Origin of the sequence: Shewanella sp. SACH, assembly GCF_001887095.2 — a bacterium.
Classification (GTDB): domain Bacteria; phylum Pseudomonadota; class Gammaproteobacteria; order Enterobacterales; family Shewanellaceae; genus Shewanella; species Shewanella baltica.
On record NZ_MPDG02000003.1, the window covers coordinates 82,958 to 96,094 of the forward strand.

The 13,137-nt window shown below is 46.4% G+C and carries 15 protein-coding genes; 5 read left to right on the forward strand and 10 right to left on the reverse strand.

Annotated elements, in window-relative coordinates:
- The first annotated feature begins 106 nt into the window (after positions 1-106).
- Positions 107-451 carry a DUF2956 domain-containing protein gene (locus BM607_RS14545; RefSeq protein WP_071940176.1) on the forward strand — a complete coding sequence of 115 codons (345 nt, stop codon included), beginning with the start codon at positions 107-109 and terminating at the stop codon, positions 449-451.
- 24 nt (positions 452-475) lie between these two features.
- Here the strand turns inward: BM607_RS14545 and BM607_RS14550 are convergent, their stop codons facing one another.
- Positions 476-811 (reverse strand): winged helix-turn-helix domain-containing protein, encoded by a 336-nt coding sequence (locus BM607_RS14550; RefSeq protein WP_071940175.1) that lies wholly within the window; start codon positions 809-811, stop codon positions 476-478.
- 207 nt (positions 812-1,018) lie between these two features.
- On the opposite strand from BM607_RS14550, the gene BM607_RS14555 reads away from it, so the two are divergent.
- Together BM607_RS14555 and BM607_RS14560 are read left to right on the forward strand one after the other, a co-directional pair.
- Positions 1,019-1,570, forward strand: a complete 552-nt coding sequence (locus BM607_RS14555) for a DUF924 family protein (RefSeq protein WP_071940174.1) — start codon at positions 1,019-1,021, stop codon at positions 1,568-1,570.
- A gap of 141 nt (positions 1,571-1,711) precedes the next feature.
- The gene (locus BM607_RS14560; protein ID WP_071940173.1) at positions 1,712-2,569 is read left to right on the forward strand and encodes a transporter substrate-binding domain-containing protein; all 858 of its coding nucleotides are present in this window, start codon (positions 1,712-1,714) and stop codon (positions 2,567-2,569) included.
- A 57-nt stretch (positions 2,570-2,626) separates the two neighbouring features.
- On the opposite strand, the gene BM607_RS14565 is transcribed toward BM607_RS14560, so the two are convergent.
- The 3 genes from BM607_RS14565 to BM607_RS14575 form a co-directional block, all read right to left on the reverse strand.
- Entirely contained in the window at positions 2,627-3,064 is a 438-nt protein-coding gene (locus tag BM607_RS14565; protein ID WP_006082806.1) for a universal stress protein, read from the reverse strand.
- Between the two features lie 177 nt (positions 3,065-3,241).
- Positions 3,242-3,673 carry a universal stress protein gene (locus tag BM607_RS14570; RefSeq protein WP_006082807.1) on the reverse strand — a complete coding sequence of 144 codons (432 nt, stop codon included), beginning with the start codon at positions 3,671-3,673 and terminating at the stop codon, positions 3,242-3,244.
- Positions 3,674-3,714: 41 nt separating this feature from the next.
- Complete coding sequence (locus BM607_RS14575; protein ID WP_071940172.1) at positions 3,715-4,098, reverse strand: STAS/SEC14 domain-containing protein; 384 nt, start codon at positions 4,096-4,098, stop codon at positions 3,715-3,717.
- 243 nt (positions 4,099-4,341) lie between these two features.
- Here BM607_RS14575 and BM607_RS14580 point away from each other — a divergent pair, with 243 nt between their 5' ends.
- Together BM607_RS14580 and BM607_RS14585 are read left to right on the forward strand one after the other, a co-directional pair.
- Entirely contained in the window at positions 4,342-5,766 is a 1,425-nt protein-coding gene (locus BM607_RS14580; protein ID WP_071940171.1) for a coniferyl aldehyde dehydrogenase, read from the forward strand.
- A gap of 17 nt (positions 5,767-5,783) precedes the next feature.
- A complete protein-coding gene (locus BM607_RS14585) occupies positions 5,784-6,389 on the forward strand; it encodes a TetR/AcrR family transcriptional regulator (protein WP_006082810.1) in 606 nt (201 codons plus the stop codon).
- Positions 6,390-6,559: 170 nt separating this feature from the next.
- Here the strand turns inward: BM607_RS14585 and BM607_RS14590 are convergent, their stop codons facing one another.
- The 6 genes from BM607_RS14590 to BM607_RS14615 all read right to left on the reverse strand — a co-directional run bounded on the left by BM607_RS14590 (position 6,560) and on the right by BM607_RS14615 (position 13,134).
- Positions 6,560-7,366: a CsgG/HfaB family protein gene (locus tag BM607_RS14590; RefSeq protein ID WP_006082811.1), complete on the reverse strand. Its 807-nt coding sequence runs from the start codon at positions 7,364-7,366 to the stop codon at positions 6,560-6,562.
- On the reverse strand, positions 7,366-7,761 hold the full coding sequence (locus tag BM607_RS14595) for a curli assembly protein CsgF (protein WP_006082812.1): 396 nt from the start codon (positions 7,759-7,761) through the stop codon (positions 7,366-7,368). Before BM607_RS14595 ends, BM607_RS14590 begins: the two co-directional genes overlap by 1 nt.
- Positions 7,762-7,771: 10 nt before the next feature.
- Positions 7,772-8,182: a curli production assembly/transport protein CsgE gene (locus BM607_RS14600; RefSeq protein WP_006082813.1), complete on the reverse strand. Its 411-nt coding sequence runs from the start codon at positions 8,180-8,182 to the stop codon at positions 7,772-7,774.
- Between the two features lie 325 nt (positions 8,183-8,507).
- A complete protein-coding gene (locus BM607_RS14605; RefSeq protein ID WP_071940170.1) occupies positions 8,508-10,196 on the reverse strand; it encodes an ATP-binding protein in 1,689 nt (562 codons plus the stop codon).
- Positions 10,197-10,302: 106 nt separating this feature from the next.
- Positions 10,303-11,811 (reverse strand): sigma-54 dependent transcriptional regulator, encoded by a 1,509-nt coding sequence (locus BM607_RS14610; protein ID WP_071940169.1) that lies wholly within the window; start codon positions 11,809-11,811, stop codon positions 10,303-10,305.
- A gap of 123 nt (positions 11,812-11,934) precedes the next feature.
- Complete coding sequence (locus tag BM607_RS14615) at positions 11,935-13,134, reverse strand: FtsX-like permease family protein (protein ID WP_071940168.1); 1,200 nt, start codon at positions 13,132-13,134, stop codon at positions 11,935-11,937.
- Between the last annotated feature and the right edge of the window lie 3 nt (positions 13,135-13,137).

The window sequence follows — 13,137 nt, forward strand, 5'->3', positions numbered from 1 at the left end:
TTGACTCTCGTATTCACGAGTATATTTCAGCCGCAGGCGCGTTAACTCAAACCGCATTCACTTAAGTCGCGTTAACTTAAGTCGCGTTAAATCAGGCAGAATCCAGATGAAACCCACTATCTCGACAGAAACTCAGCAAGAAGCACTGGTCGCAGCCAAAGCCACCCAAAAGCCAGGACAAACCAAAGAGCAAACTAAGCTCATTGCCCAAGGGATTGAAAAAGGCATCGCCGAGTATAAAAAACTGCTTAAAGCCAAAGCCCGTGAGCGGGATAAAGTCCGTAAACAACAGTTGAAAGCGAAATCTCGCACAGTGAATGACATCAATGATCTAGACGATGCTGACGAAGCCTTCGACTCCCAAAGCCAGTTCACCCGTGCCACTTGGGTTGCCATCGCCCTACTACTGTTAAGTTGGGCAGGATTTGCCGCCTATTTTTTTATGACGTGATTGCCGAACTTAAAACTGACCGCTTCACACTGCGGTTTCGCCGATCTCAACAACACCTATCAGATCGGCGATTTCACTTAGATGGGTATCAACCCAAGCGCTGCTGATTGGGCCCCACGTCACTATGCGGTAATATCCAGCATTGTTACGGCTGCCTTCCAGCACAAACTCGACCCGAATACCTATATCCTCAAATGCGGCGATGGCATCCTGTAAGGTGCGGCGCGGCATTCCAGTTAACTTATTGAGTGATAAAAGGTTATGGCGGTCGTCATCCATTAAATGCGCTAAATAGAGCTTACGCAAAAACGCCTTATGTTGCTTCGAAACTTGTTGCGATACTGGCATTGAAGATGACATAGAATGACCTGCCTAGAGACAAAAGTAATTATCATCAAAACTACTTTATATTCAGTCAATAAGGCAATAGCCAACACTAAATACTTCCGCTGAGCGACCAATTCTTCAGATAACCAATCTCCCCCTAAATCAAGCGAAACGACTTGTCATCCTCCCCCAACAACTGTTATTTGTAATGTCACTCACCACCTATGAGGGAACGCTAAGATGAGCCAGATAATTACAGCCGATCAAATACTGACATTTTGGTTTGAAGAAATTGAGCCAAAGCTTTGGTGGATTAAAGATGTTGAATTTGACGAACAAATCAAACAGCGCTTTGGGGACATATTAGCTCAAGCTAAACGTGGTGAGCTTTCCCATTGGCGAGTCACACCCCAAGGTCGATTAGCGGAGATCATAGTGCTCGACCAATTCTCCCGTAATATTTACCGTGATACGCCTGCCGCTTTCGAAGCCGATGCCATCGCCTTAGTGCTAGCCCAAGAAGCCGTTGCCCAACAGGTTGATTTAGCAATTAAACCTAAACAAGTGCCGTTTCTCTTTATGCCCTATATGCACAGCGAGTCGGCCATGATCCATCAAGTCGCGGTTAAACTGTTTAATCGCGAAGCGGCGATGGCCAACTTAGCGTTTGAATTGCGACATAAGGCAATTATCGATAGATTTGGTCACTATCCACATAGAAACGCCATATTAGGCAGAGAATCGACAGCAGAAGAAATTGCCTTTCTGCGTGAACCTGGCTCATCCTTTTAATTTGCTCATTCTTTAGCGTATTTGAATAAATAAAGCCGTGCTGAGTTCACAGACACACTACACTTACTCAATCGAGTCATGGAAAGACTGGCGAGTATCAAACACAGTTGCAAGTGTGTACCGCGGAGGTATTGGTAACTTATGGCGCAAAATCTAAATAAGCCAAATAGCTCAGTGGCTCGTCGTAACCGCTATAAATTGATGGGGTTACTCACCTTATGCGGCGCTCAGCTCGGCCAAGCGGCAGAAATTAAGATAGGCGTCAGCCTATCTATTCCTCCTTATGTTATCCAAGCAACCAATAGCGGACTCGAACTCGAATTACTGAACCAAGCCCTCGCCGTTAAAGGTCATACCGCTTCTATCCACTACTTACCGCTGGCGCGCACTTTCCATGAACTCAGGGAAGGTAAACTCGATGGCATCATCAACATTAAAGATGGCATGCTCGACAACGTATTTTACTCCAATGTTGCGATAACCTACCAAAACTGCGCCATTAGTCTCGAAGCCAATCATTTTACTATCAATAGCATAGACGATTTAAAAAACAAGCAAGTCGTCTCCTTTCAGCGCGCATCATCGTTACTGGGGGAAGAGTTTGCCAAAATGGTTAAGGCCAATAGCGGCTACCAAGAACAAGCGAGGCAAGTGCAGCAAGTTTATATGCTGATGAAACACAGGGCCGATGTCGTAGTGATGGATAAAAATATCTTCAAATATTACCTAAAACAGGCCTATCTTGAGGGAAAGCTGACTGAAAATGATTTAAAACAACAGGCCATTTGCCACCAAATATTCCCACCAACGGAGTATAAGTTTGCGTTTCTCAGTGAACAAATTCGGGATGATTTTAATGCGGGACTCAAACAAATTACCCAAGATGGGAGCTTAGTGGCCTTGCAGGAAAAATATCGACGCCTGATGTCATTAGAAAATGAAGCCGAGGCGTCAACCAAGCTAACAGAACCTAAAATAATTAAAAACGATTCCTACTAGGTTTTCTCAAAGAGCTTTATCTATAGCTCTTGATTTAAGGCTCTTTATCCAAAAGTTTTACTTCACCACTAGCACAGGGCATTTCGCATACTTAACAATATCTTGTGTGACATGGGGCTTTAAAAAATCCGCTAAACCACTGCTGCCGTGACTGGCAATCACCACCATGCCGACATCAACGGCTTCCGCTAAAATCTCATCGATAGCATCACCATGGCGCACCACTAGCTTAATATTGAGTCCCTCGTTGAGATCTTGCTGCATTTCCTGCTGCAAACTTTGCATTTTTGCATCGACAAAGGCTTGAAGTTCATTTTCCAATGTGGCTGGAATATCGACCGCAATACCATAGCAATGGGCGCCACGGGCTGGGCTTGTCACATGCAATAATCGAATATCGACATGATAAAGATTAGCCATTTCAACCGCATATTTGAGCGCATGGGCTGCGGTGGATGAAAAATCCGTAGGGCATAACACTTCTTGAGTACGCATAAGCTTATCCATCATTTGAGTTTTAATCAGGCTATCTATTAAAGTCAAAATACCACTATTTTATAGCAGTTAGCTATGCTTCTTGCGTACCCATTTCAATTAATTATTCTTTATCAATCAAAAAGAAAGGACGCAATAAGCGTCCTTTGAATTTATTGAGTCAAGCCACTAACTCACTTACTTCACCACCAGCACAGGACAAGCCGCACCGTTAGCTACCGCTTCTGCGACATTGGTGTGTAAAAAATGTGAAATCCCCGTTCGGCCATGGCTCGCTATCACTACCATGCCAATATCTTTACTGTTGGCCTCTTCTAAAATCTGGTACACAGGATCGCCGCGGCGGATCAAGGTCGTGATAGGAAGTTCAGTGTTTAACCCTTCTAACAGCGCCTGCATCTTGGTTGCTGCCGCTTCCTCCATGCTCTTAGCCAGCTCTTCAGGAGTGATCGATAGAATCATAAAGTTTTCATCGCCAAGCGGCTGTTCAACCACGTGTAAAATTTTGAGTCCTACATGGTATAGATTTGCCATTTCAATGGCATAACTCAGTGCATGGGCCGCAGTTTCCGAAAAATCTGTGGGCCAGAGTATTTGACCTGTACGCATAATCTGTACTCCTTCTATGGCGCGAATGGATTGCTGAGCAACTAGCCTTTTAACCAAGCAACGGCATCGCCATTGTCAACAAAAAACCTGACCTCAACAGGCGTAAACCAGTTTGCCAATTTAGCCAGCACTTCCTGCAGAGTCGTCTTACCGACTATGGCAATCTTCTCGAAATGACGAATATGCTTCACCCCAAGTTTGAGATCATCCCAAGCGGCCTGTAATTCCAAGCCATCTAACTCAGTCACATCCACTAAAGCGAAGATATCGGGATCTTTTACGCCCGCCAGTGCCGACTCCAACACAGGCACCATCATCTCGTAGTCGTGATGAGTTAAGGTACCGATAGCTTTAAAGGCAACGAAAAAATCATCATCACCATAGCGTTCAATACCAATTGAAATTCCATGCTTTAACAATGCCATACATGCTCCTTATGTAACAACCCTTGATTTAGTGTAAAAGCTAACGCCACAACAAGCCGTGATCTTGCTCAAAAATACACCAGATACCTTGCACCATCTCACTAAGCAAGCTAGGATAAACCGACTAATCAGTCGGTACTTATTTATCTGTCTTTGTTTAATAACAGGTTCAATCGTTAAGATTAAACCTTAACTAAAGTGCCGAATAAGACTCAGCCTATAATCTCGCTTGGAGCAACCACAATGAATATGGCCACCGAACACCTTAATGCCTCGCCACTGACTCAGTTGCTCCAACGCCAACGCAGCAGTTATTTAGCGGCGCCGAATCCTAATTACGCTACGCGAGTGGAGCAATTAACTCGACTTAAAGCGGCCATACTGCAATTTAAAACGCCCTTAGTCGAAGCCTTAAGCCAAGACTATGGCCATAGATCGATTGATGACAGCCTGATCTCAGACATTATGCCTGTCATCAACAACATCAATTACAGTTTGAAAAATCTAAAGAAATGGCTCAAGCCCAGCGCTCGCCATGCGGGGTTGTTGCTCGCCCCTGCCAAAGTCACAGTGCATTATCAGCCTTTAGGCGTTATAGGTATTATCGTGCCGTGGAATTTCCCCGTCATGCTGTCGATTGGCCCGCTAGTGACCGCAATCGCCGCGGGTAATCACGCCATGCTCAAATTGTCTGAATTTACCCCTGCGACCAACCAAGTGATCAAACAGCTACTGGCACAAGTCTTCGATGAGTCACACGTGGCAGTCGTTGAAGGTGAGGCTGATGTTGCCGCTGCGTTTTCAGCCCTGCCCTTCGATCATTTACTCTTTACCGGCTCCACCACAGTTGGCCGCCATGTGATGCGCGCCGCAGCCAATAATCTCACCCCAGTGACACTCGAATTGGGCGGTAAATCGCCAGTCATTATCGCCCCCGATATGCCGTTTGAGATAGCAGTAGAACGAATGATTTATGGTAAGTGTTTGAATGCTGGACAAATCTGTGTTGCACCCGATTATGTTCTATGCCCTAAAGCCCAAGTGGATGAATTTATCGCCGCCTACCGAACTAAATTTAATGCTATGTACGGCGCGATAAACCACAACAAAGACTATGGCAGCATCATTAATACCCGTCAGTTTGACCGCCTTATGACTGTGCTCGAAGATGCGAAAGCTAAGGGTGCCCATATTATTTCGGCGACGGACGAAGCCATAGATAGCCAACATCGCAAACTCGCAACTCAGCTAATCACGAATACCTGTGAAGACATGCTATTGATGCAAGAGGAAATTTTTGGTCCATTACTGCCGATCATTGGCTACGACTCCTTAGATGAAGCGATTCAATACATCAACCACAGAGCAAGACCGCTAGCGCTGTATGTGATGAGTTTCAATGAGAAAAGTCAGCAAAAAATCCTCCAACAGACCCATTCTGGCGGCGTGTGCATTAACGAAACCGTGTTCCATGTCGCCGCCGACGATGCGCCCTTTGGCGGAATCGGCCCATCGGGCATGGGGCATTACCATGGTAAGGAAGGCTTTTTAACCTTCAGCCACGCTAAAACAGTGCTCAGCCGTGGTCGATTCAACACGGGTAAATTTGTGCACCCGCCCTATGGCACTGTTATCCAGCGCATCTTGATGAAACTCTTCTTGCGCTAATCATTGGGGGATAAATCTTGAATCAGCCATTAACGCCGCAACCCATTAAAACCATGACAGATAAGCGCCAAGCCATTCTCGACACGGCCTTAGCACTCTTTGTCAGCCAAGGGTTTCATGGCACGTCCACCGCCTCGATTGCTAAGCAAGCAGGCGTAGCAACAGGTACCTTGTTCCATCATTTTCCTTCCAAGGAAGCCTTGATGGAATCTTTGTTTCTTACTATAAAACAAGAATTTGCCGATACCTTACTGTTAAACACCCATAAGGGCAGCGATCTAAAGCTCAATGCCCTACAACTATGGCAAAGTGCGATTGATTGGTCGCTGGACAACCCTGTCAAACAGTTGTTTTTTCAACAATATTCAATGTCGCCCATGATTGCCGCTAAGGTGCGCGATCAGGCGATGAACAGCATCTTAGGCTTTATTAGCGAACTGATTAAGCAAGGACAAATAGAGGGATTAATCGCCCACTATCCGCTGGAGCTGATGCTAGAAAACTGCCATGGCCAATATCTGGCGGCAACCCGATTCTTTATCGATAACCCGCACTTGGGTACGAATACAAGGTACCGCGATGCCAGTTTTGAACTGTTTTGGAAGGCCATGCAAGCGGACTAACACCACACAGCCCACAACACTGCCAACGTCCAACCACAGCAGAATTTAATCCAATAAAAAACCGAGTCAGTTTAACTGGCTCGGTTTTCTTTTACGCATTCACACATATAGTGACTAAGAGTTAAAGTAGAGGCCTGCTTTCAGCGATATCTAACTCCGACGTCTAGCGCCTAACTCTGACTCAATTCCTGCGCTTTCTCGACTGGCTGGGTGACTTGAGTTGGACTCCAGTAGCCTTGCTTAATGCCCTTATCAATCAGCTCAGCGACCGCTAATTCAATGGCTTGCAACACGCAAAACTGCACTGGCTCATTGGTAGTAAAGCCGATTTCAGCCTCGGCGAGGCGATTTAAACTAGTGTAACGGAATAAACCCGCGCGCATTTCTTGGGATAAAACACGTTTGCTGGTCGAGACCGACATCATCACTTTACCTGTGTGCACATCGACGGCGCGAAGATAAATGGTCACCTGATCTTCACGGTACATTTCCGAAGCGCCAATGCCGTAGTATTCGACACCGCTACCGCCTGTGCTGGTGTTAGTCTCATAGCTAATGACGCCACCTTCGAGTAACAATCTGGCGGTGGATAATACGGGCACATCATCACCCTTAGTACCGCTCTGTTTATTACTGATCTTGCGCTCAGTCAGCAGGTTTTGTAGCCCTTCACGTTCTACTGGGGTAAACCATTTAGAATCGAGCAAGGTCTGCATCAACATCGAAGTTGCGCCCTGAGTCACCGCAGTCGAAAACGAACTCACGTTAGCCTGTGGTTTATATTGGCCAGTTTGATCGCGAAAGGAATACACGGCTACTGGGATGGGAAACTTAGGGCCAGGTTGAGTTTGTAGCCCACGCATCACCTCACTCAAGGGGTTAACCTCGGCAGGCGTGATATTTAAATCGGGTTTTGGGATCAAGCTACAGGCCGACATGCTTAACAGCAATAGACCCAAAAAGACTAAACGGGCCATTAGTTGATACCTCCAAACGTCGGCATTTCAATCACTGTGATTTCACCGGTTTCAGTATTCGTGATGGTCAACATCACGCCATTTCCTGTCGATGCCACTTCAATACGAAAATCGCCAGTATCGTAAACGCCATCGGTGATTTCGCCATCAGCGACACCGCGGGTGATCGAGTTGATGATGTTACGCTCTAGGGATTCTTTAAAACGGGTAACAAAGTCCTTCTCGGTCGAGTTGGATTTATTGTCATTCTGCGCTTGGGCTTTATTTAATAGAAAAGCCCCATTTTGTGGATTGCCGCCAAAACTGGGATTCACTGGCGTGTAAATCAATTCAGTGGCTTGGCCACTGCTTGCCACACATAGCGTGACAAGGGCAAGTAACGTCCTGTATGTCATTATTATTATCCTAAAAGTCGTCCGATGTTCCTGAAAAATCACCTGTTATTGCATTGGCTCTGACTTGCGCTAAATAATCAATCGTGATCAAAATCGCCTGCTCTGCACTCTCTTTAACCGGATTTGCACGACGACCAAAATGGGTGGTGTAAATCCGTGTCCCGTTTACTTCTAAGGTTAAAACGGTTCCGGCCTGCGGAAACACAGTCTCGTACAGCGTTACGTTAAAGCCTTGGGTAAAGGGCAGCTCGCGCCAATAGCTTGAGTAGTAGAAGCCAAAATCCTTACCAAACCGAGTCAAGGTTCTATCTATCACTAAACCACTAATTTCAATGTCGTTATCGGCAAGAGTGATAGGGGAAGCCAGCAGCAGGAATGGACATAAAACGTAAGTAAGCAGACGCTGTTTTAACTGTTTCACTTATCCCTCCTTAACCTTTTAATCGAACCTTAAAAACCGCGCCAACCTCTGTTTTAACAACGGGAGTTTTAGCGTCAATTTTCGATAAAGCAGGTTAACAGGGTTGAAGATCCCCCGTCATTACGCTGGGGGGCAAATTAGCCCGAAGAGCTAAGGTAAAAAGGCAAAAATAGCCCATTTGGCTAATGCGCAAAGAAGCCGTTAAGACCGGAGTAATAGGGTAAACGAACTAATGAAGAAGCAATAAAAATGCGACCCTAGGGTCGCATTGCTGTGCTGATACAAAACGTGAGGATTATTGTGGCCCCCATGGTGGTAACCATAGTCATTGTGGTAACCACAGCCGAACCAACAGGCCGCCGTCGCTGCGATTATGCATGCTAATACTGCCATCGTGGGCTTCGATAATTTCACGGCACAGAGGTAGACCAAGCCCAGTACCCGATTGTTTCGTGGAGTAAAATGGCAACAGCGCTTGCTCTAATACTTCGCCAGACATGCCAGTACCGCGATCCTCGATCGCAATGCTAAAACCCGCACCATCCACTAAGGTTTGATACCGAATTGACAGGGTGACCTCCTCTGGGTTTGAACCAGATTCATGGGCGTTTTTAAGCAAATTGAGTAGCACTTGCTCCATCTGTCCTTGGTCGAAATAGCCATCGACTTCAGGCAAATCATGCCTAAGTTTAAAGGGATAATGCTGGGTTAACTGGGTCGTAAATTGCGTCCAATTCACCTGACGCCGCTGCGGGAGCGGCAACTTAGCAAAGCGGGCATAGTTGAAGATAAACTGGCTCAGATGACTGGTGCGATTCTCGATCGTATCGAAAATCAAAGTTAACTTGGGATTATTGATATCTTTGGTAAGCAATCGGCCAGAGTTCACCATAGAGGCGATGGGCGCCACTGAGTTATTAAGTTCATGGCTAATAATGCGGATCACTTTCTTCCATACAGCCACCTCTTGACGATTAAGCTCGCGGGTCATCTGCTTAAGTAAAATCAAGTTATGTTGTTGGTTATTCAACAAAAACTGGCCGCGACTCAAATACCAAGTTTCCACATCATCTTCGCCCATGGCAAAGAGACCGTTCTTTTCATGTTTAAGCGCTAAGGCCAATACTTCGGGCAAGTCCACTAACAATTCATCTAGGCTCAAACCTTCCATTTTGCCCTTTTTGTGGAATAGGTGACGCGCCGCATCGTTGGCGTAAATTAGCCGCTGATGGTCGTCGAGCAATAACATCACGTTGGGAGAGCTTTGGATCACCTTATCCAGCAATAACTCACGCTGGTAAATGTATTGCCTTTCTTGGCGCAATTTTGCCGCAGAATGATTAAATAACTGGGCCAAGGTTTTGAGCTGACCTTCACCATACTCTTGAATACTCACGCTAAAGTCATTATCGCTAAAGTTCAGTAGACCTATTTCGAGGGAGTCCAAACTGCGACCCAGATGCCGTGTTAACCAAGCGACACTTAGACCGCACGCTCCACAAGCGAGCAATAACACCAGCAAACCTTCACCTAAGGTTAAACTCGAGACTCGCTCGTTGTCTGCTATTTCAGCGGGCGCCACTGGGGATACAGGGGCTTTGGGCGGTAAAATCGATAGCGGTTCTACACGTAAAGGATCAGCAATATGAGCAGTGAAATTAAACTGCCCTTCTTTAAGCTGTTCTAACTTGGAGAGTTTTATCTGTAACTGCTCTTGTTTAAGTTGTTCAAGCTTTTGCAGTTCTGCCTTAATCTGCTCGGTCCTCTGGCGCGCTTGCATGGCTGCCGTCAGCTGTAATTGTTCAGTATCTTTAAGGGCAAGCTCGATGGAAGCGACGGTTTTCTCCAGCTCCGCAAAATCGAGTTGCACATTCACATCAGGGATTTCAATCGTGTTCGACGTGGCAACAGACGAAGCATTAGGTGAGAAATATTTCACTAAGGCAAAGCTGAGCAAGACGCCAAAGGCGCAGCAAGCCATTGAATAAATGATTAGTTTAGTTCGAATTAACACTCACATTCCTTAATCGATAGCCTTTCTGTGGCCTAGAAGCTGAAGCTTAGAATCTGTAGCCTAGTAGCTGCTGTCTAAAAGCTACGACCTAGCATCTGCGCTTGGCCTATGACTTATCTAAACCAAACTTATCCATGCGCCGATACAACGCCTGACGACTGAGTCCAAGCGCTTTGGCGACCCTAGCAATCACACCATGGTGCTGTTTTAGCGCCGCTTCGATATCTTCTCGACTCACTTCTATCGCCTCATTAGCAGACGGCGCTTGACCGCGTTCAGAGCCATCAGAAAAAGTGGCATTAGCGGGAATAGAAGCAGACGCATAAGCTGGCTGAGGATCAGATTGTCTCTGTTCAAAGATGCGCGGATCAGACTGTCGCTGATCAAAGCGTCGAGGCTCAGAAGCTGCCGAAATATGGGAAGTAGCTCTTACGACACTCACGACAGGTGCTAAACCAAAGTCAGCTTCGGTCAACACATGACTTTGCGCCAACAATACCGCTCGCTTACAGGCATTCTCAAGCTCGCGTACATTTCCCGGCCAGCGATGGTGCAATAACGCCTGCAATGCCGGTTTACTCAAGCTAAAATCGCTGCCGATAAAATGCTGCACTAAAGGTAAGATATCGTCGGTGCGTTGATTCAGTGGCGACAATGCCAGTTCGATAACATTTAAGCGGTAAAACAAATCTTCGCGAAAACGCCCTTCGGCAATATCTTGGGCCAGATCCGCATTGGTCGCACTGATCACTCGCACGTTCACTTTTTGAGTTTTATGGCTACCTAAGCGTTCAAATTCACCGGTTTGCAGCACCCGCAATAATTTCACTTGGCCAGATAAGGGCAAGTTACCGATTTCATCTAAAAACAGTGTGCCGCCGTCGGCCGCTTCAAAGCGACCAATACGGGCTTTAGTCGCGCCCGTAAAAGCACCCGCCTCGGCACCAAACAATTCTGCCTCTAATAAATCCATCGGTAAGGCGCCGACATTGACCTTGATAAAGGGTTTGTTTTTTAAGGGAGAATTGGCATGGAGAATATCGGCAAGCTTGTCTTTACCTGCGCCATTGGGGCCAGTGATTAAGACCGACACATCGGAGCGCGCCAGTTGCAAGGCTAAATCAATACAACGCTGCATCGCGCCGCTGCCAAAGACAATCCCGCAGAGGTCCGCATCGGCGATCGCCACTTGGCGTTGATGATTCACCCGCTCGAGACGATGGTTAGCACGGGAGAGTTTATAAAGCGCAATCAAATTGGTGATGCTATTGAGTACCTTAGCGTCATCCCAAGGTTTACCCATGTAATCGGCGGCGCCCGCTTTGACTAATTCAACGGCGGTTTCGAGCTGAGTCCACGCCGTCATCAGAATGATCGGCAGATCGCCTTGGCGTTCGCGCAGGGCGTAAAACAGCTGCTTGCCTTCCTCACCCGAGGTGGTATCCCGAGTAAAGTTCATATCTTGGATCACTAAATCCACATCTTGCGTCGCCAATAATCCAAGGGCGTCCTCTGGGCTATGGCAAGTCAGCACCCGATAATCATTGAGTTCTAGCATCAAACCTAGGGCTTGGCAGATAGCATGATTGTCGTCGACGATGAGGATAGTATCCATAAGTATGAGTGTTGTCCTATATAAAACTATTAACCGTAAAGTAACAAAAAGTGCAATAACATCCTATTGTTATCGCACTTTTATCGGGCTTTTATCGTACCTTGAGTGACATCAAATATTTCGCTATACGCTGCGGGTTGCCGTTGCTGGCGAAATATTTGCCGCCTTACGCGCCGGTAAGTAAACCGCCAGCGTGGTGACAATAAACAAACCTGCCACAGTAAATAATGGATAGCTTAAGTCCAACATAGGCAAGCTATAGATTTTCATTAACTGCTGGCCTAACTGTATTGCTAACAAGCCGCCCAGCACGCCTCCCGCTAAGCAAATCAAATAGTTCTCCACGAGGAAGTAACTGATAATATCGCGCTTTTTAGCACCCAATGCGCGGCGGGTACCTATCTGCTTAGTGCGGCGCTGGATATTAAACATCACCATGCCCGTCAAACCGAGCGAAGTGATCAGCAGCAGCAACACCACCATCATAGTTAACACAGTAATCATCAATTTATGATCGCGATATGAGCTATCTTTTAAGGCCTCGATTGACTTAAAGCCATCGAGTACTCGATTAGGATTCTCTGCCAGCAGCGCTTTTTTTATCGCGTCTTTAAGCTCGGCGTGAAACTCAGGTTTAGCCCGTACCATGTAAGAACTGCTACCATAATCCACATTTTGAATCACACTGTTTTCAAGGCTAGAACTGTCAATCCACGCGCCTTGCAGTTTTTCGACAACCCCAATCACAGTGATCTGCGCATCCTTGCCCTCGTACAACACTTTGCCAAGTGCGGATTCATCAGGCCAAACGGCTTTAGCTAACGCGCTGGAGATGATCGCTAAGCGACTCGGGCTATCGAGGCTGTCCTTTAGTTCATGGGGATAAAAGTTACGCCCCTCAATCAGCTTAATGCCTAAGGTCTCAATGGTATGATCTGTCCCTAGATACATGGCAAATTGCGGTGTCGATTTAGCGCTATCTGGGTCGGGGCCCAGATTTAACGTGCTCGACCAGCCGCCACCGCTTAACGGCAACATATTGGTTGAGGTCGCATCAATCACATTGGGTAGCCCCCGCAAAATTTGCTGATCAATTTTGTTTTGCGCGGTTTTATCAATCAATGGATCAAAGTTAAACAAGCTAAAGGTCAAAACTTCTGACTCTTTAATCCCCGAATCTCGCTGCATCAGGGCTAAACGCTCTTGAATAATAAAGCTCGCATTTGCCACAATCGCCACAGACAAGATAATCTGAATAAGCAGTAAGATTGGGCCACTTTTACTGCGCAATAAACTGCTGAGAATAGGTTTAATATGCAACATAAT

What these genes read in the sequence shown, in the direction of transcription:
- BM607_RS14550 (WP_071940175.1), bottom strand. Translation starts at nt 811, where the DNA reads ATGTCATCTTCAATGCCAGTATCGCAACAAGTTTCGAAGCAACATAAG.
- BM607_RS14575 (WP_071940172.1), bottom strand. Translation starts at nt 4,098, where the DNA reads ATGGCATTGTTAAAGCATGGAATTTCAATTGGTATTGAACGCTATGGT.
- BM607_RS14580 (WP_071940171.1), top strand. Translation starts at nt 4,342, where the DNA reads ATGAATATGGCCACCGAACACCTTAATGCCTCGCCACTGACTCAGTTG.
- BM607_RS14590 (WP_006082811.1), bottom strand. Translation starts at nt 7,366, where the DNA reads ATGGCCCGTTTAGTCTTTTTGGGTCTATTGCTGTTAAGCATGTCGGCC.
- BM607_RS14615 (WP_071940168.1), bottom strand. Translation starts at nt 13,134, where the DNA reads ATGTTGCATATTAAACCTATTCTCAGCAGTTTATTGCGCAGTAAAAGT.
- BM607_RS14595 (WP_006082812.1), bottom strand. Translation starts at nt 7,761, where the DNA reads ATGACATACAGGACGTTACTTGCCCTTGTCACGCTATGTGTGGCAAGC.
- BM607_RS14560 (WP_071940173.1), top strand. Translation starts at nt 1,712, where the DNA reads ATGGCGCAAAATCTAAATAAGCCAAATAGCTCAGTGGCTCGTCGTAAC.
- BM607_RS14545 (WP_071940176.1), top strand. Translation starts at nt 107, where the DNA reads ATGAAACCCACTATCTCGACAGAAACTCAGCAAGAAGCACTGGTCGCA.
- BM607_RS14555 (WP_071940174.1), top strand. Translation starts at nt 1,019, where the DNA reads ATGAGCCAGATAATTACAGCCGATCAAATACTGACATTTTGGTTTGAA.
- BM607_RS14565 (WP_006082806.1), bottom strand. Translation starts at nt 3,064, where the DNA reads ATGCGTACTCAAGAAGTGTTATGCCCTACGGATTTTTCATCCACCGCA.
- BM607_RS14610 (WP_071940169.1), bottom strand. Translation starts at nt 11,811, where the DNA reads ATGGATACTATCCTCATCGTCGACGACAATCATGCTATCTGCCAAGCC.
- BM607_RS14570 (WP_006082807.1), bottom strand. Translation starts at nt 3,673, where the DNA reads ATGCGTACAGGTCAAATACTCTGGCCCACAGATTTTTCGGAAACTGCG.